17 protein-coding genes and 1 pseudogene are annotated in these 15,581 nt (G+C 58.4%); 15 read left to right on the forward strand and 3 right to left on the reverse strand.

Features of this window, described 5'->3' with window-relative positions:
• Window positions 1-299 precede the first annotated feature (299 nt).
• The 4 genes from ACX12L_RS14440 (at window position 300) to ACX12L_RS14455 (ending at window position 4,791) form a co-directional block, all read left to right on the forward strand.
• Window positions 300-2,597 (forward strand): hypothetical protein, encoded by a 2,298-nt coding sequence (locus tag ACX12L_RS14440; protein ID WP_459263228.1) that lies wholly within the window; start codon window positions 300-302, stop codon window positions 2,595-2,597.
• A 196-nt stretch (window positions 2,598-2,793) separates the two neighbouring features.
• Window positions 2,794-2,958: a helix-turn-helix transcriptional regulator gene (locus ACX12L_RS14445; RefSeq protein ID WP_276202434.1), complete on the forward strand. Its 165-nt coding sequence runs from the start codon at window positions 2,794-2,796 to the stop codon at window positions 2,956-2,958.
• Between the two features lie 24 nt (window positions 2,959-2,982).
• On the forward strand, window positions 2,983-3,366 hold the full coding sequence (locus ACX12L_RS14450) for a hypothetical protein (protein WP_459263229.1): 384 nt from the start codon (window positions 2,983-2,985) through the stop codon (window positions 3,364-3,366).
• A 414-nt stretch (window positions 3,367-3,780) separates the two neighbouring features.
• On the forward strand, window positions 3,781-4,791 hold the full coding sequence (locus ACX12L_RS14455; protein WP_459263230.1) for an HTH-type transcriptional regulator ArgP: 1,011 nt from the start codon (window positions 3,781-3,783) through the stop codon (window positions 4,789-4,791).
• Here ACX12L_RS14455 and ACX12L_RS14460 read toward each other — a convergent pair.
• Both ACX12L_RS14460 and ACX12L_RS14465 read right to left on the reverse strand, forming a co-directional pair.
• Window positions 4,717-5,979 carry a hypothetical protein gene (locus ACX12L_RS14460; protein WP_459263231.1) on the reverse strand — a complete coding sequence of 421 codons (1,263 nt, stop codon included), beginning with the start codon at window positions 5,977-5,979 and terminating at the stop codon, window positions 4,717-4,719. The genes ACX12L_RS14455 and ACX12L_RS14460 overlap by 75 nt on opposite strands.
• A complete protein-coding gene (locus tag ACX12L_RS14465; RefSeq protein WP_459263232.1) occupies window positions 5,979-6,923 on the reverse strand; it encodes a fatty acid desaturase in 945 nt (314 codons plus the stop codon). The genes ACX12L_RS14460 and ACX12L_RS14465 overlap by 1 nt, the downstream gene beginning before the upstream one ends.
• A 266-nt stretch (window positions 6,924-7,189) precedes the next feature.
• On the opposite strand from ACX12L_RS14465, the gene ACX12L_RS14470 reads away from it, so the two are divergent.
• The 4 genes and pseudogenes from ACX12L_RS14470 to ACX12L_RS14485 all read left to right on the forward strand — a co-directional run bounded on the left by ACX12L_RS14470 (window position 7,190) and on the right by ACX12L_RS14485 (window position 8,998).
• Window positions 7,190-7,603 carry an ACT domain-containing protein gene (locus ACX12L_RS14470; protein WP_459263233.1) on the forward strand — a complete coding sequence of 138 codons (414 nt, stop codon included), beginning with the start codon at window positions 7,190-7,192 and terminating at the stop codon, window positions 7,601-7,603.
• Between the two features lie 200 nt (window positions 7,604-7,803).
• Window positions 7,804-8,241: a hypothetical protein gene (locus ACX12L_RS14475; RefSeq protein ID WP_459263234.1), complete on the forward strand. Its 438-nt coding sequence runs from the start codon at window positions 7,804-7,806 to the stop codon at window positions 8,239-8,241.
• Between the two features lie 34 nt (window positions 8,242-8,275).
• Window positions 8,276-8,737 (forward strand): annotated as a pseudogene (locus ACX12L_RS14480) (autoinducer binding domain-containing protein); the annotation flags it as partial.
• Window positions 8,738-8,752: 15 nt separating this feature from the next.
• Window positions 8,753-8,998: a LuxR C-terminal-related transcriptional regulator gene (locus ACX12L_RS14485; RefSeq protein WP_459263247.1), complete on the forward strand. Its 246-nt coding sequence runs from the start codon at window positions 8,753-8,755 to the stop codon at window positions 8,996-8,998.
• A gap of 138 nt (window positions 8,999-9,136) precedes the next feature.
• Here ACX12L_RS14485 and ACX12L_RS14490 read toward each other — a convergent pair whose 3' ends face one another.
• Window positions 9,137-10,081: a WYL domain-containing protein gene (locus tag ACX12L_RS14490; RefSeq protein WP_459263235.1), complete on the reverse strand. Its 945-nt coding sequence runs from the start codon at window positions 10,079-10,081 to the stop codon at window positions 9,137-9,139.
• A 103-nt stretch (window positions 10,082-10,184) separates the two neighbouring features.
• Here ACX12L_RS14490 and ACX12L_RS14495 point away from each other — a divergent pair, with 103 nt between their 5' ends.
• From ACX12L_RS14495 to ACX12L_RS14525, 7 genes are all read left to right on the forward strand, one after another.
• A complete protein-coding gene (locus ACX12L_RS14495; protein WP_459263236.1) occupies window positions 10,185-10,358 on the forward strand; it encodes a hypothetical protein in 174 nt (57 codons plus the stop codon).
• Window positions 10,359-10,365: 7 nt separating this feature from the next.
• Window positions 10,366-10,683, forward strand: a complete 318-nt coding sequence (locus tag ACX12L_RS14500) for a hypothetical protein (protein WP_459263237.1) — start codon at window positions 10,366-10,368, stop codon at window positions 10,681-10,683.
• Window positions 10,684-10,721: 38 nt separating this feature from the next.
• Complete coding sequence (locus ACX12L_RS14505) at window positions 10,722-11,987, forward strand: nucleotidyltransferase domain-containing protein (protein WP_459263238.1); 1,266 nt, start codon at window positions 10,722-10,724, stop codon at window positions 11,985-11,987.
• 194 nt (window positions 11,988-12,181) lie between these two features.
• Entirely contained in the window at window positions 12,182-12,478 is a 297-nt protein-coding gene (locus ACX12L_RS14510) for a hypothetical protein (RefSeq protein ID WP_459263239.1), read from the forward strand.
• 17 nt (window positions 12,479-12,495) lie between these two features.
• The gene (locus ACX12L_RS14515) at window positions 12,496-13,419 is read left to right on the forward strand and encodes an S-4TM family putative pore-forming effector (protein WP_459263240.1); all 924 of its coding nucleotides are present in this window, start codon (window positions 12,496-12,498) and stop codon (window positions 13,417-13,419) included.
• Window positions 13,419-14,852 carry an SMODS domain-containing nucleotidyltransferase gene (locus ACX12L_RS14520; protein ID WP_459263241.1) on the forward strand — a complete coding sequence of 478 codons (1,434 nt, stop codon included), beginning with the start codon at window positions 13,419-13,421 and terminating at the stop codon, window positions 14,850-14,852. Before ACX12L_RS14515 ends, ACX12L_RS14520 begins: the two co-directional genes overlap by 1 nt.
• Before the next feature lie 231 nt (window positions 14,853-15,083).
• Window positions 15,084-15,488 (forward strand): hypothetical protein, encoded by a 405-nt coding sequence (locus ACX12L_RS14525; protein WP_459263242.1) that lies wholly within the window; start codon window positions 15,084-15,086, stop codon window positions 15,486-15,488.
• Window positions 15,489-15,581: the final 93 nt, after the last annotated feature.

Below are 15,581 nucleotides of genomic sequence, written 5' to 3' on the forward strand. Positions count from 1 at the left end.
TGTTCCTTTACTTCGTCGAATGAAAGTAATCGACGCGAGATTGGAACAAACGATCTCCGGGCTTGGTTCACGCCAGGAACACCTATCCGCATAAAAAAATCGTCGCAGTTGACCCAGGAGGACAACTGTCGCAAGAAAAACATCCATCCAGTCGACCTGGCAAGACGGCCCATCGATTCACGTCGCCCCGCCCAGAGACGTACCCTGCCCTCACCGCATCAAGCCAGAAAATCGCCCCAGCGCTCACGGCCCAACGCTTCCTCTTCAAAAACCAGCCCGGGACCTAGGATGATCGGCACATGGAAGCGTCCGACACCACCACACAACGCAACTACTACGACGACCTGGCCAGACGCGCCGTGGGCCTCGGTCATCCCCTTGAAGCGGCCATCGAGCAGGCTGCAAGCGCCTATCTGGATGGCAAGCGCGCGACACAAGGGAAACGCAAGCTCACCAGAAGGGAACGCGACAGCCAGTTCTGGTTGAGTCGCACGGTGAAAGACTGCCCCACCAGTGCCTGGTCCACCGAACCCATGGTGCTGGCCCTGGCCCGTTACCTCAGTCAGGAGCAGCTTGCGGTCGAAGGCCTGATCAACGCGGTCGCTCGAATCGCGCCCGATGCCCTGATCCGGGCGGTCAGGTACTCCGGGCTGGTCCTGAACCAGGAATCACCCCGGCGAGCGGAACTCACGCTGGCGGGAGAAAGCTGCCCGGCAGTCGGAGAGCTGTGCCGCGTGCTGGACATCTTTGATCAGGCGAATCGGCTGCGAGTGAAGGCTGTGCAGACCGCAAAAGACCGATTGACCCACCTCTCGGCCTTCGACTTCCTGGTCTATGCGAGCCTCTACGCCTTCGAGTGCCTGGTGGGCAAAGACATCGCGGCCATGAAGGCCGGGCAAGCGACTGAAAGCCGCACCGAGCTTGCCTGGCATGCCATCAATGATTTACTGGCTTGGAAGCTGGAGACGGCGGATGAGTCGTCATTGAGGCTGAACGATGCAAGCATTGGTCTGTCCCTCGCCCGACATCTCCGCCCCATTCTGTTCGACGAAGAACGTGGCGGTGCAAGCGAAGCAGTACAGGCTTTCCATGCGTTCCACGCGCTGCTGGATGCGCAGATCGAGCTGAACGAGTTCATCAGTCGGTCTGCGGATGCCTTCTGCTACGACGATTCCATCAGGTTTGTGCGACACGAAGATCGCCTGGAGATCGTGGAGGTTGATCCAGCAGCTCGGACCGCCTGGCAGAACGACGGCCACAAGCTCAGGCGTTTGCACGACTACTGGTTTCACCGTGCAATAGACGAGTTTGTCGAATACGTTGCAGAAGATCCAGGGCGATGGGACATCGGACGACCAGAAAACGCCGATGCCAACCGGATGGCCTGGCTCCGTGCCCTGCAAACCAAGCTTCGTCTTCAAGAGGTCTACGGCATCGCAGACGAGGTGGTGACGGACTCGGGTGAGCCCGTCAATGTGTTCCAAGCGTGCCTGTCACTCAATCTGATGTCAGCCCACTTTGAACGTGACTTCCTCGTGGCCTTCACTGATCGACTCGGATCGGCAGGCGAATGGCGTTCTGCGCTTCGGCAAATGACCATGGAGGGCCTGCTCAACGGGATGCAGAACCGTCTGCCCATCACCTGGTCGGGGCGCGAAGCGAAGATCACCAACATCACCGGTTGGACGGTCAACGAATCCCAGCCCAAGGGAAGTCCCAGGATGGCGTCTGCGATCCTGGACTTCTGGACCTACGACATGGCAGTCCTGGCTGCAAGGATGCAAAAAAGCGAGCCAGGACTCCAGCCCCACCTGTTTGAACGCCCGGTACTGAAGTTCGGCGCCACCCTGGTCCAGTTGCCCTGGATTGTCGGTATGCAGAACAACAGCACCGCTTCCATCAACAACCTGCGGCGGCTGGGCTCTCGGCGCGGCAACGTCAAGGAAGAGACTCAACGGATCGAAGCCAGCGTGGCCGAGGCACTCGAATCCCGTGGATTTTGGGTCTTGCTCAACTGGCAGCCCCCGCGAGAAGAGGCACTCGACGATCCTGGTGAAGTGGACGTGATAGCAACACGCGACGGTCACCTGTTCGTGCTGGAGGTGAAGTCGACCTTCATTCGCCGATCACAACGTGATGCCTGGGTGCATGCCACAACGACGCTGAGGAAAGCCGGGTTGCAGTTGCAACGCAAGATGGCAGCGGTGTTGCGTGCAGTTGAAAGTACCGCCGAGTTCCGTATGGCCATTGGCCTGAACGACGAACGGAGCATCACGTATCACCATGGGTGGATCGTCGACACTTCCATCGAAAGCGATCACCAGCGCTTCTCCGGTTTTCTCAAGATCTCGGTCGAGGAAATGCTCATCGCCCTTCGCGATGATCGCCACCTGCTGAAAGACCTCTCCGAGTTTCGGACTGCATCGCCAGAACTCACCGAATCCCTTGATCCAGACGAGTCATACAGCAGGACGACGATGTACCCCGATGGATTCAGTGCTGAGCGCTTCGTAGAAGTCATAGAAGCAGGTGTAGCGTGGGAGGAGGTTGGAGATGATGGCCAGGCTATGCAGGGTCAAGGTTTCCTTGCCTGCTAGTGACCTGCCTATACGCATCATCGAACAGTCGTCGAAGGCCACTTGGCTGCATGATATTCGGCTGAATCCAGCGGCCAGCGCCGGATTCTCTGCCCCATAGTGAAGGCGTCGCTTCTATCAGGGGTGCGCCATGCAACATCTTCAAACAGGCTCATTGACCGATCATCGAGATCAGCCGGCGCTTGTCTTCTTGCGAATGCACGCGGTCATGAAGATCACGGGGCTCGGACGGTCAACCATCTACAGGTTGATCGCAAGCAAACAGTTTCCCAGCCCGGTGCGTCTGACTTCCCATGCGGTCGCATGGCGGAGCACCGACATAGAAGCGTGGAGCGAGACCCGTCCGATGGCGGCTCACTGAGTGCAACGCTGAGTGGGGGGTGCCATGAGCCTGATTCACGATCCGAACACCACACAGTGGCAGCCAGGCGATCTGGTCATCCACGATTCAGACGCTAAGCGCGCGGACATGCTCATGATCGTATTGGGACAAGACGCTACCGGTGCCTTTCGAACCCGATACGCTTTCCCTTGGGCCCAACCACGCCCGTGGCGCCGGAAGGTCTGGCGCAACACGATGGAGTGGCTTCATGATCCGGCCCGCTTCGGAATCAGCGCCTCCCGCCTTTCTCAGCCCTCAAGCGGCAAGCCTGAGGGCAAAGCCCATCATCAACAGCCCGAGAACTACCCCACCCCATCGCCAGGTGGTGAAGTGGTAGCGGTGGTTGAAAGCGATGGCGCGGCGAAGCCGGGCCACCGACAGCGCTAAAGCCGCGACGGTCAACACAGGGCCAACGACTCCAAGCGGTTGATTCGACAGCAGGATCGAGAAAGCGGCGGCCAGAGGCCACGCAACCGCGTCCAGCGCAGCAAGACTTGTTCTGCCCGGCCAATGGGGGGCATCTTGCCTCGGTTCACGAGCGACCAAGAGCCACATGGAGCACCTCCTTCATCTGGTAGTTCAAGAGTGCCACTTCGCGCCAAACGATTCAGTCCGCACGGCAACCGAGTGTAATTTTTGTGCACCACCTACTGACCTTTCCATCCTGAATCGGCAAATACTCGAAACCGCTCGTAACTTATCGGAAGCGATTGACACCCGAAAACCATCGACACAATTTCTGCTTTACCCATTAAATGGCGCAGGTTGGCAACCGCGTCAGCCAGACATCGGGAGATACCCATGCTGGATCGTGATCAGTTGGAAACTTTTGCTGTGGTGATTGAGCAGCAGAGCTTTGAAAAGGCGGCGACTGCATTAAGCATCACACGGGGTGCCGTCTCCCAACGAATCAAGGCACTGGAGGAATCCTTGTCGACAGTTCTGGTGCTTCGGGATCGGCCGGTGTCACCCACCCCAGCAGGAGAGGTGTTGCTCCGCCACGTGAAGGCGTTGCGGATTCTGGAAGGCTCGGCCTTGCAGGAGCTAGTGCCTCGACCCAAATCACATGCCCCTGTACCACTGTCCATTGCTGTCAATGCGGATTCATTGGCCACATGGTTTCCGGAGGTATTGAAGGAACTCCTTCTGAGCCAGCTTGTGGCACTGGAAGTGATTGCCGACGACCAGGACCACACTTCCCAGTTGCTGTCGCGCGGCGAAGTCATTGGGTGCATATCGACCAGTCCCAAAGCAGCCGACGGCTTCGTGGCCGAATGCCTCGGCGCCATGGAGTACCGCTGCTATTCAACGTCTGAATTCGCACAGAGCGCCTTTCCAGACGGATTGACCGTTCCATCGGTTCTCGCAGCTCCAGCTGTCCTCTTCAATCGAAAAGATTCTCTGCATGACGACTTCCTGAAGAGCCGATTCGGGTTTTCGATTGACCGGTACGCGAAACACTTTCTGCCTTCGCCAGTGGCCTTGCTGGAGGGTGTGGCAATGGGTGCTGGCTATGGCCTGATACCGAGCACGCAGGCCCAACCATTGGTCGACAGTGGACGGCTCATTGACCTGTGCCCCAACCACGGGGTCATGGTCGATCTCTACTGGCACCACTGGGAACTCGAACCGCCTTTGGCCCACGACATCACTGCACTGATCGTCAAGGTGGCTCAGCGAGAGTTGGTTTCGCGCGCAGTTGACGATTCTGTGAAGGTGGTGGCAGGGTCGGGCAACTCAGCGACAAGACTTCGTCACGTCAGCACGCTGGGAGCCAGCGACAAGGCCAAAGCCGACTGCAACACCCATTGATGCTGCAAGTCCGGCGCCCAGCGAGAGAGCGTCAGCCTGCGGGGCTAACAGACCCAGCCAACTGGCTGCATAAACGCATCCAGACACGACAAGCCCCACGACCATGGTGGCCCTGGCACGCTGGGGCGTCAGGCTGATATCTGCCAGCAGCGCGACAAAGCAAACGCCGACGCTGGCGAGGTAAATGATGTTGACCGACACCATGGTTTCTACAATGCCCTGATCTCGCGAAGCAAGTGCGGCGCCGATGATGAGTGCTGCGGCCGAAGAAAGCCTGGATCGGCTTTTGCCTGACAGGGTCGTACTCATCGCAGATGCCATCGCCCGCAGAATCGCTGCTCCCGAACCCAGCGCAGCAAGCGACAGTGCGACCAACATGCCGGCTCTCAGTCCCTCAGCAAGGCCGCCTACCGCGTGGGACAACGCCCACGGGATGACTTGCTTGCCATCTGGCATGTCCGCCAGCACACCGCCTGACTGCATGGCCATCACAACAGCCGCCGGCAGGAACCCGATTAGAGTTAGTGCCAGTCCAGCCATGGCGCATCCGACCACGGCGCTCCGGGCGGTTTGACCAGACATCACGAACTGGTGGTAGTCGGCCCCTGTGACAACCAGCAGGCAAACGGCGAGTGACATGGTGCCCAGGTAGGTCGGACTGAAGGTGTCCAGATCCTCCACAAATCTGGGTATTGCCTCCTGGTAGAGTGCCAGCCCGTCTGCAGCTACGAGCGCGTATACCAGAACCAAACTGCTCAACAGAAGACATCCAGTAAAGACGACCGACGCGATGCGCAAAGTCATCTGAGCTGCAGCGTAGATCAGCCCCAGCACGGTGATCAGTCCATACGGATCGGGTACTCCCAGCAAGCGAGCGACAGCCACACCGCCATGAATCTGTGCGGCGAGCACACCTGCCATCCAGACCAGAGACAGCGCCGCCACCAAGCCGCGCAGTTGTCTGCCGTAGGCCCGCCCAAACAAGTCCCACACGGACAAACCAGACCGCCACAAAGGTTTTGCCACCAGTGCGAGCGCGAGCATGCCGAACCCAGTGGCAACGCCGTAGATGCTTCCTGCCATCCCGTGAGTCAGGGCCAGCTCCCCAGAGCCGAACAAGAAGCCGATGCCGTAGCTGGCTGACACCAATAACGCCGCGATCTGAACGCTACTCAGGACGCGATCCATCACGTCGCCGCCCTGCTCTGCCACTCAGTTGTCACTGCATTCGCGGTGCGGAAGTAGGCGCGGCAGATGTGTGATCGATCCTCGAATATGGGCAACTGACACAGCAGTGTGTGAGCTTCCGGAAGTCGGTAGTACGGAACCGCTGGCAACAGGTGGTGGGTGAGGTGGTAGCCGTTGTTGCGCGGGTGAATGGCCCAGCGCCAGGGGCCCTGACAGACCATGTCACGGGTGAAGCCAAACACCCCACCCGGCTGCAGTCCGAAGTGATCGCACATTTCGCGAAAAGTGGTGATGCAATGAAAGAACGTCGCCCTCGCAATTAGCCACAACAACACAAAAGCCAACGCAAAATCGCCACCACCCGACAGGGTCAGGACACCGACGAGGCCTACCCACCATCCCAAGATGAAGGCTTTGCTCCGCAAGCTGACCTCCTTCTCGAACAGATGACCGCTCAGTGAGCCTAGCCAGGTAGGCCACGAGAGCAAGCACCTGGCGAAGCTGACCACCCAAAGCGATGGCAGATTTTCCTGCCCCGGTATCAGGTCGGGGTCACCTTGCGTGCGCCCCAACTCCAGGTGGTGCTGAAAATGTGTTTCCCGATATCGGGAGAGGCTTGCAAACAGCAATGGCGCCACCAGTGCACGGGCGACAAGATCGTTCCGATCCTTCTCTCGCCAGATGTTCCGGTGACCCGCGTCGTGCAGGATGTTGCCGAGTGCCCTTTGTCGATTGGAGATCACCAGCACAGACAACGGCGCAAGCACTGCATCGAGCCACACGACAACAGCAACAGCGACCAGAATCAGCGTCCAATCGAACGCTATATCGAGCAGCACACGCGCAGGACGCAGCTTGAACAATACGCTGTAGGGGCTGCCCTGCTGCCTCAATTGATCGCGAAGATCGGCCATGTCCGCGAGGACTTCGGAAGTCGGTGCCATGTGGACACTCCTTCTCACTGTGCTTTGCCGTCTGATGCCCGGCGGCCAAAGCAGTGGTTGGCGGGGGACTGTTCCGGGCTGCGCCAGACGGTAGCAGCAGATCCCGTTTGAACGCCGGGGTTTAGGAACTTTGGCCGCGTGTCAATTCAGCTAAACCGACCCATTCAGCGGTGCAACTGCGCACTTGCGCACGCGCTGGAGGAACGACTGCCGCCCATAATCAGTGCCGAATGCCAACACCATTGCCATGCGCAGGAGGCCACCGGATGAGCGGAGAAAAAGACCAAGTTCGGCTGCAGAAATTGATGGCCCCTGAACTTCGGCCAGAGACCTACGTTTACTGCACCTTCCAGGATCACTGCCTCCCTGTTGACTTCTCCCCTATCTGCACCTTCAGGGAATCAGAAGGACTGACGGCCATCGTGGAACGCTCTCAAGCAGTTCGGGCCAAAGTGCCCTACATCTTCGAGGCCAAACTCATCACGCTCACCGTGCACTCGTCGCTGGAGGCCATCGGCTTCCTGGCCATGATCTCCTCGGCCTTGGCCAAAGCGGGCATCCCATGCAACGCGGTCGCAGCCTTCCACCACGATCACCTGTTCATCCCTGTGAATCGAGCCAACGATGCATTTTTATTGCTGGAGGCTTTGAGCCAAAGCAGCGCGCCCGCAGTGATTTGACGAGCCGCGTGCATTGGGTAGTCGTCGTTTAGCGCGACTGACCTAGCTACAGATTTGGTCGCCCTGACCGGATTTCCTTTGACATCGCGCGACGTGTTTGTCTACCCTCCCCTCTATCCGGTCAATTGATACCTGAAGCGCGGGTCACTCGGTGCCAACACCGCGTGGCCTGTCGATCAACCCGATCTGCAGGGGCGGAGATGAACGAATTCCAGACTCCCATGGCAATGGCGTCAGCACCATCTGTGTTGACCAGACCATCGGTCAAACGCCGCATCGATCCCATCGACGTGCCCGCTCGCCCTCTGGGTGCCAAGCGCTTGGCGTTGGTCGAAAAGCGTGCTGGCTCAGCCATATTGGCTAGAAGCCGAAATGCAGCACTTGCAGCGCCGGAAGCTACGTTGCTGGCCACCGGTGATGGTGCAGTGACCATCCTGCTGCGCGCCACCAACTACGGTCTGCTGATGGAGCGCACCCAGCGTCTAGGTGTGGGCATGCGGCTGGTACAGGCGATGGTGTTTGGTGACGTGAAGAGCTTCGACCACTGGTGCGCGGTTGAGCCCCTTCGCTTTAAGGACGGCCTTCTATTCAGCAAACTGGTTCGCGAAGGCCATGCGGCATTCGCAGACCATCGCTGAAGGCAGCGGATATCAGCCGAGCGGGTCTGCAACCATGAACGATATTCGCGTTTTACAGCTGCTTCCGTTGATCGCAGAGGCGGGGTCCACTGGCGAAGTGATAACCCTGTTTCGCGAGGCAGTGGAAGGTCTTGGTGCTGATGCCGGCGTCTTCCTGAGTTGCCTTCGAGACGATGCAACGCGAACCTCCCTTCGATCCCTGTGGGCTTGCGATCCATCGTGGGCTGCGGACTACTCGTCTCAACGGAGGTTCGAACACGATCCCTGGCTACGGTACGCATCAACCGACACAGAACCGATCCGCTCCAGAGACATGGACTGCTCATCGACCGAAGAATGCGCTTTCATCCGCGCAGCTGCTGAGCACGGCTTCACCTCTGCCCTAGTTGCCCCTGCCCCCAGCCCCGTTGGCCTATCCCGGGTGGGCGTCCTATGTCTGGGATCAGCGGACTCAGGCAGGTTTGACGGCGAGAACTACCCACAAGTTCGGGTGCTAGCTCGTGCGCTCGCCATGGAGCTGCACCACTGGATCGCCAAATCCATGCGTGAGGAGTTGCTCCAAGGGGCTCATCTCACGGAAGCTGACCTGCACCTCCTGCGTCATGAGGCTGCCGGCCACAGCAGCAAGGTCATCGGCGCCACTATGAATTTGGAGGCCAAAACCATCGACTGCCGGTTTCAGAGGCTCAATGCCAAGCTGGGGGCGCCTGACCGGCGTTCAGCCGTCCGCATAGCACGCCTGTATGGACTTCTGTAGGCTGACTACGGACGCTCACCAGCGGCTGCTTTCTGGCACCGTATGCATCATGCTGTCGCGGGAACAGTTTTCGCGTTGCACAAGTCAGTTGCGCTGCCCCCGACTCATTGGGGCAAAGCGCTGGTTGCCATGGTCCGTTCAGAGCGCCTTGATTTCTCGGTTTGAGCGTGGGTCTTGATACCCTGGAGCCAGTTGCGCGTTACTTGCCCCGTAGAGCGCGAGCGGGTCGCGCAGCCATAGCGCGTACTCAAGGCCGCGCAGATGGTGGTCCGATGAGCAGTCCACAGACCAGCGACGAAGCATGTACCCTGCATTGGCCGCTCTGACTCGAACTCGGAGCACGCCTTCCTCCGGGAACTCGTAATCCATCTTCACGATTTCCGGACGGGGGTGCTCAGGGTGGGGCACCAACTCCAGTTCAATGATGCGGCTCCACTGCACATCGAACTCGGCCGTTTCTTCTCGCTGAACTGGGCTGTCTTCTAGCACGACTGGCTCGTCCATTCGCGTGAAGACGAAGTCGCGGAATTGCTTGTGCCTACGGTCGAAGGCTCGGACGTGCCAGCGAATCCCGATGTCTACCAGCGCCAATGGGACCAACTCACGCTCTGTGTGGCCGCTCTCGATTGATGTGTAGCCAAGGCGCACCGCTTTGCCGCGGTGAATAGCGCGCGTGATAGGTGCCAGCACGTGCATCTTCGGGAGGCTGAGCGCGTTCGGTACCTCGCATCTCAGCATGGGCTGCACCTCATCGCCAACAGGTTCTCCCAGGCCTTCGCCATACCCTTGTGTCAGGGCTGTGAGGATTCGGCGAGCGTTGTGTTCGAACAGCGGTTTGAAGGCGAGAGTTGGTCTGTAGACCTTAACCGAGCTGTCAAGTTCGAGATTCTCAGGTGCGATTTCCCGGTAGAGCGCAATGTCTCTAGTAGCTCCAGCGGGGCCGGTTCCGAAGCGGTCGACAACGTCGGCCCTTCGTAGTTCGCCCAGGAAAAACAGCTTGAAGTCAATGTGCGCCAGCCGTTCTCGCTGAGTCTTGGTTAGGCCTGCGAGGAACTGCGATCGCTGGTCAAGATGTTTTTCCATCCACTGATCATAGACGATGGCGTGAGCTGGTCACTACTAAAAATATCTATTGCATGATCAAAATGATCATATATACTGCCTAAAAATGAAATTTGAGGTCACGATGGCAAAGAACAACCCGCCCGGCGACGGGCACCGTATAGGCGCTGTGCGTGAGCGCAGCCAGAACACCACTCCCTCTGGGCACTACGTCAAGCGAGACACGCAGACGGGGCGATTCATGGATGTGAAGTCCGACAAGACGCCTTTCAAGGGCGTCCGGCGCGAAAAGAAGTAGGCCCAACATGCTGGAACGGCTGAACGATTACTTCCTCACCCAGCCAAGGCGTCTCGTCGCGCTAGGGGATGCATTGGTGTGTGCTGGTGGGTTCCTGCTCTTGGCGGGCCTCATAGGGCGAGTGGCAGCTACAGGGGTCTCGACCGTGAAAGGGCTGGCTGGCGGAGCACAAGTCGAGGGCGCACTGCCTGAAGTGCTGCCCGAATACCTCAGCGCCTGGATGCCAGAGAGCGCTCTCGGCTATGCCGTGGCGATTCTGATGTTGATTGCGGGGTTGATTTCGGCCCGCACAGGGCGAGTCTACGAGCGCTGCCTGGGCAACTAACTCACTTTTGAACGACAGGCTTGTAGCCCACCTTCCATATGAACCGACTCGACCACTTTCCCCGAGCTATTCGCAAAGTCACCGCGTCGGCGTCGGCTCGCTTCACATACCTTGCGGAAGCCATTGGGAGAACCATCGAGCCCACAGCCACGGAACTCCAGGAGCTTGAGCGAGCGTATAACGCGACGGGTGAGTACCTCATCGATTGCGCTGAATTCAATGGATTGGTGGAACAAGTACACGCGCAGGGTTCCCGTCAAATGGGAACCATCGTCCGGCCTATGGATGCGAACCGCGAGGGCTTCGACATAGACCTGGTGGTACGACTATCCAAGGCTGCACTCGTCCGATATGGCGGACCCGGCGGTGCGGCGCTGCTGCTCGAGCACTTGTACGTCGTGTTGAAGCGCTATGCCGAGCGTCATGGACTTGGCATTGAGCGGTGGGATCGGTGCGTGACGCTTGTCTACTCCGGCGGCATGCGAGCCGACTTTGCCCCGGTCATTGACGACCCTCTGCATGTGCTTCCGTATGGCAAGCACCATGGGCGCATCCCAGACCGAGACCTCAGAAACTACCTCTCGACCAATCCGAAAGGGTACTGCCTGGGATTCGATGCCGCTGCTGAGGTGTCTCCTGTCTTTCGGCTTACGGAGGCCCTCACATCGGATTTTGCAGAGGCGCGCAAGGCCGACCTCGTGCCGCTACCGGAGGCGGACGAGGTATTTGCCCGTCTTCTGAGCAGGTTCGTCCAGTTAGGGAAGATGCACCGAAATGTTTCTTTCGGAGAGTTCGAAGCGGGTTCTGACATTGCGCCGACCTCCGTCTTTTTGACGAGTCTGTTTGCGAAGGCCTACGTAATCTTGGCGCCGAAGCCACACGATGGACCTCTGGACTTGTTCTTCGACATCGTCGAGCTTCTGCCAGATCTGTTTGAGCGCGAGATTTTTCAGTCGGGCAAGGAAATCTGGACCTTGATGAACCCGTGCGCACAGGCTGACAACCTGGCTGCCTCCATGAATGATTCAAAACGCCAGCAGGCGTTTTCACAATGGCAGAAGAAGTTCGTGACCGACCTGGACGGGTTGCTTGCTGCCATCGAAGGAAACAATGGGCTTGACACCGTTTCGAAGGCCGTGGAGACCGCGTTCGGCCAGCGAGCAAAGCAGGCCGTGCTGCAGCACAGTGCGCAACGGCGTGAGAGCTTCCGGTCATTGAAGCAGGCGGGTTTCGTGATTGCAGGTGCGGCGTCGGTCGTCTCACCGGCCCGTGCACACACCTATTTTGGAGGGCCGTCTGATTGAAGCCCCCACCGCGTCTTCCGAGCCTTGCCCAGCGTCACGCTGAATTGAAGGCACTGAGGTGGCCAGAGTCGACGCTGGAATTTGTACAGGGTCGAGAGCTCAGGTTTGGATTCAAGGTGGCTCCAACACCAATGGCTCGGGTCTATCAATGTCTTCTGAAAGTCTACCCCTCCAATTTCCCTGAGCTGATAGTGATGGACCCGGACCCCAAGGAGCTCGCCGCAGGGCGTAAGTTGCCGCACGTCTATCCGCATAAAGGGAAGGGCACGAAGTTGTGTCTTTGGTTCCCGCGGGCGCACGAATGGGTGCCGCAGATGCGCTTTAGAGAGACCTATCTGCCCTGGGCCGCTGAGTGGCTCGACTACTTCGAGGAGTGGCTTGTGACCGATGTTTGGGCTGGCGGCGGAGAGCATCCAGAGCCCAAGACACGTAGGTTGGGACGACCACCACTGTTCATCCAAAACGCCGCAGCTACTTCTACAAAACACTGAAAAGGGAAGGACCACCAATGACCATGGAACATCGAATCGACATTGAGCAGAACAGGCCTGAACGACTGGAACTGTTGCGCGCGCAGCGGCGCTTCTATTCCCGTGCAAAGAACTATCAGAACTTCGTAGCCATCACCGCCCTGGTACTGCCGGTGTTGGTGCTGCTTTTTGGTGCTGATTTTCCAACTGTCCGATCCTATGTTGGCTTCGCTTCTATTGCCCTACTGCTTCTCGATGTGGGAGTCCTCTCACCGAAGCAGCGCGCGTGTAGCAAGGCGGGAGCCAAGGTTCAGGAGCAATTCGACACCGAGGTCTTGAAGCTTGACTGGAACAAGTTGGTCGCCGGTAGTCGAGTGGACCCTGAAGAGCTGCGTGCTATTGCGCCTGGCCAGATGTCCGACATGGAGAAGAAAGGACTGGAAAGCTGGTACGAAGGCGCCATCAACAGATTGCCATTGCCATTGGGGCGGCTTCTTTGCCAGCGAACGAACGTGGTCTACGACTTGCGGGTGCGGCGAACCTATTCAGCGGTACTTTTCTGCATCGCTGGAGTTCTTGGTGTTGCGCTGTTTGCCATCGGTCTTCATCAAGGGCTCAAGCTCGACGAGCTCATCATCTCGGTGGGTCTTCCAGTCTTACCGATGGTCAGCTTTGTCTTGCGGGAATACCGCAAGCAAGAGGACACCGTCGAATCGTTGACGACGCTGAAGGGTGAAATCGAAAAAATTTGGGAAAAAGCTCTCACCGGCGCTTCTGCGGAGGAGCTGACGCTGAGCTCGCGTGCATTGCAAGACGCCATTTACCGGCACCGAGCGAGCAATCCTCTGGTGTTCGACTGGCTCTACAACCGACTTCGCAAGAAGTCAGAAGCACAGGCTAAACATGCAGTTGAGAAGCTTGTTGCTGAAGCCGTGAGCAAGCTGAACCTATTGGGGGTCTGATGAAGCTGCACGAACACTTTAGGACTTTTCTTGACGACCATGTCAATCTGAATAGCACGCGTCTCCGCTTGCTGGAGGACAGCATTGTTGCTGTTGAGAACGCAGTTCGCGCCCTTGCCTGGGGTCCGAAAATCATATCGTTCGCTCCGCAGGGTTCTTGGGCCCACGAGACCATCATCAAACCCCAGTCTGGGCAACCGTTCGACGCTGATCTGCTGGTATTCGTCGAGGCCAAGGAGGGCTGGGCACCGAAGGACTACGTGAACGAGCTTGCTACCAAGCTCGGGCAGCTTCCTGCGTACGATGGGAAAGTCCGTCGTTTTTCGCATTGCGCCACAGTTGAGTACGCGGGTGAGCGCAAGATCGACGTTGCGCCCTGTGTGGTCAACCGGCTTTATGCAGGTCAGTACGAGGTCTGTAATCGAAATAGCGACAAGTTCGAGGCCTCGGCACCGTCTGCATATACGGAGTGGGTGAAAAGCAAGAATGGCGTCGCCGGCGGGAATGATTTGAAGAAGGTCACTCGGCTACTGAAGTACATGCGCGACATCAAGGGCAACTTTACGTGCCCATCGTTTTTGCTGACAACACTGATGGGGTTGCAGGTCTATGAAAGTGACCGTGACAGTGTGCAGTTTGCCGACTTGCCTACGACGCTCAAGACACTGGTCGGTCGTCTGGATGACTGGCTGCAGGTTCGGCCGAACGTCCCGGTAGTACCCAATCCAAAGCTGCCTGAGGAGGACCAAGCAAGCGGCTGGGACCAAACGCAATATGGAAACTTTCGCGACAAGGTAAACCTTTACCGCGGCTGGATTGACGATGCATACGCGGAGCCAGACCGCGACGAAAGCATTGGCAAGTGGCAACGGGTGTTCGGCGACAGCTTTGCTGCGGGCGAGGCGAAGCGGGCTGCGGAGCAGGTCAGTGAGGCTGCAGCTACAGGCGAGTTGGTCCTGGGCAACCACTTCCGGGACTTGGTGGAAAAGGTGAAGACTCTGGGCGCCGCCGCAGTACCTGCGAAGCTACGGCATTTGCCCCACGTTCGAAGGCCTACATGGCGCAGGGCTCCAGAACAACATGTTGTACGGGTGGCCGCAGAGCTGAAGACTGGTCATTATGGAAATACCGTTCGGACCATCCAGTCGGCAGAGGCATTGCAGCCTGGCTATTGGGTACGGTTCAATGCCAGCGGAGTCCACGGAATGCCGTTCTCAGCAGATTACAAAGTTCAATGGCGCGTGACGAACACTGACAAAGTGGCATCTCGTGCGGGTGCACTTCGGGGCGAATTTTATCCATCCGACAATGGGGCGAGTCGTTCGGAAGGACTGGAGTACCGCGGCGTGCACTTTGTTGAAGCATTTCTGATTCGCAAGCGCGACAACCGACTGGTGGGGCAGTCAGACCCCTTCTACATTGTCATCGAGTAAACCGGCGACAAATGCTTGAAGCTGATTGCGGAAGTTCACCAATGCCCGCTGGGCAGCGAGTCCAATGGGTTAAGCACGCTGCCGCCACAGACTTTCAGTGCATGTGTGGAATTCATCGTGGTCACCAAATCGGCATGGCCCGGTTCTAGCTACCGCTCGGTTATGGGCAAACTCCACTTTGACTGATGGAGAAGCGAGGATGGGCAGACCGATTCCAGGGAGCGAGACGATATGAAGATCACATTCAGCCTTCATGCTGGAGGATGGCAGGGTGCTGCTGCAGCGCCGCATCTGGGCGAACCTGTCCTGAGTCCACCGGCTTTACTCGGGCTGCTGGAAGTCCAGCTTGGCCTCGCCGGGCCGCCTACGGTCATGGCGAGGCGCATTGCCACCTTTCTGGTGGCTTTGAGGGCAGCTGACGCACCTGAACGGTTCTTTCACAGCAGTCTGCAAGCCGATGAGATGGGAACCGCCGCTACGCTGTTGGCCTTGCGAGATGAATGGCTTCTTGCAGGTTGGGACGGCAAGTCTCGTGAGGGATGGCCAAGCAGGCTCTGCGACATGGCCGCTGTCGAGGGTGCAGCCGCCGGCCGAATTGGGCTTGTCACCGACCGGCATATTGGATCCACTCCATGATCGGCATATAGGCGCCACCCGCTGACCGGCGTAATGGAGCCAGGGCGTGATCGCCGTATTGGAGCCAGTCTCGGATCGGCGTAATGAGGCCAC

Source organism: Alicycliphilus sp. T452 (genome assembly GCF_054512775.1).

Excerpts from the sequence above, each read along its gene's own strand:
- ACX12L_RS14440 (WP_459263228.1), top strand. The coding sequence starts at position 300 with ATGGAAGCGTCCGACACCACCACACAACGCAACTACTACGACGACCTG.
- ACX12L_RS14445 (WP_276202434.1), top strand. The coding sequence starts at position 2,794 with ATGCACGCGGTCATGAAGATCACGGGGCTCGGACGGTCAACCATCTAC.
- ACX12L_RS14450 (WP_459263229.1), top strand. The coding sequence starts at position 2,983 with ATGAGCCTGATTCACGATCCGAACACCACACAGTGGCAGCCAGGCGAT.
- ACX12L_RS14455 (WP_459263230.1), top strand. The coding sequence starts at position 3,781 with ATGCTGGATCGTGATCAGTTGGAAACTTTTGCTGTGGTGATTGAGCAG.
- ACX12L_RS14460 (WP_459263231.1), bottom strand. The coding sequence starts at position 5,979 with ATGGATCGCGTCCTGAGTAGCGTTCAGATCGCGGCGTTATTGGTGTCA.
- ACX12L_RS14465 (WP_459263232.1), bottom strand. The coding sequence starts at position 6,923 with ATGGCACCGACTTCCGAAGTCCTCGCGGACATGGCCGATCTTCGCGAT.
- ACX12L_RS14470 (WP_459263233.1), top strand. The coding sequence starts at position 7,190 with ATGAGCGGAGAAAAAGACCAAGTTCGGCTGCAGAAATTGATGGCCCCT.
- ACX12L_RS14475 (WP_459263234.1), top strand. The coding sequence starts at position 7,804 with ATGAACGAATTCCAGACTCCCATGGCAATGGCGTCAGCACCATCTGTG.
- ACX12L_RS14485 (WP_459263247.1), top strand. The coding sequence starts at position 8,753 with ATGGAGCTGCACCACTGGATCGCCAAATCCATGCGTGAGGAGTTGCTC.
- ACX12L_RS14490 (WP_459263235.1), bottom strand. The coding sequence starts at position 10,081 with ATGGAAAAACATCTTGACCAGCGATCGCAGTTCCTCGCAGGCCTAACC.
- ACX12L_RS14495 (WP_459263236.1), top strand. The coding sequence starts at position 10,185 with ATGGCAAAGAACAACCCGCCCGGCGACGGGCACCGTATAGGCGCTGTG.
- ACX12L_RS14500 (WP_459263237.1), top strand. The coding sequence starts at position 10,366 with ATGCTGGAACGGCTGAACGATTACTTCCTCACCCAGCCAAGGCGTCTC.
- ACX12L_RS14505 (WP_459263238.1), top strand. The coding sequence starts at position 10,722 with ATGAACCGACTCGACCACTTTCCCCGAGCTATTCGCAAAGTCACCGCG.
- ACX12L_RS14510 (WP_459263239.1), top strand. The coding sequence starts at position 12,182 with ATGGACCCGGACCCCAAGGAGCTCGCCGCAGGGCGTAAGTTGCCGCAC.
- ACX12L_RS14515 (WP_459263240.1), top strand. The coding sequence starts at position 12,496 with ATGACCATGGAACATCGAATCGACATTGAGCAGAACAGGCCTGAACGA.
- ACX12L_RS14520 (WP_459263241.1), top strand. The coding sequence starts at position 13,419 with ATGAAGCTGCACGAACACTTTAGGACTTTTCTTGACGACCATGTCAAT.
- ACX12L_RS14525 (WP_459263242.1), top strand. The coding sequence starts at position 15,084 with ATGAAGATCACATTCAGCCTTCATGCTGGAGGATGGCAGGGTGCTGCT.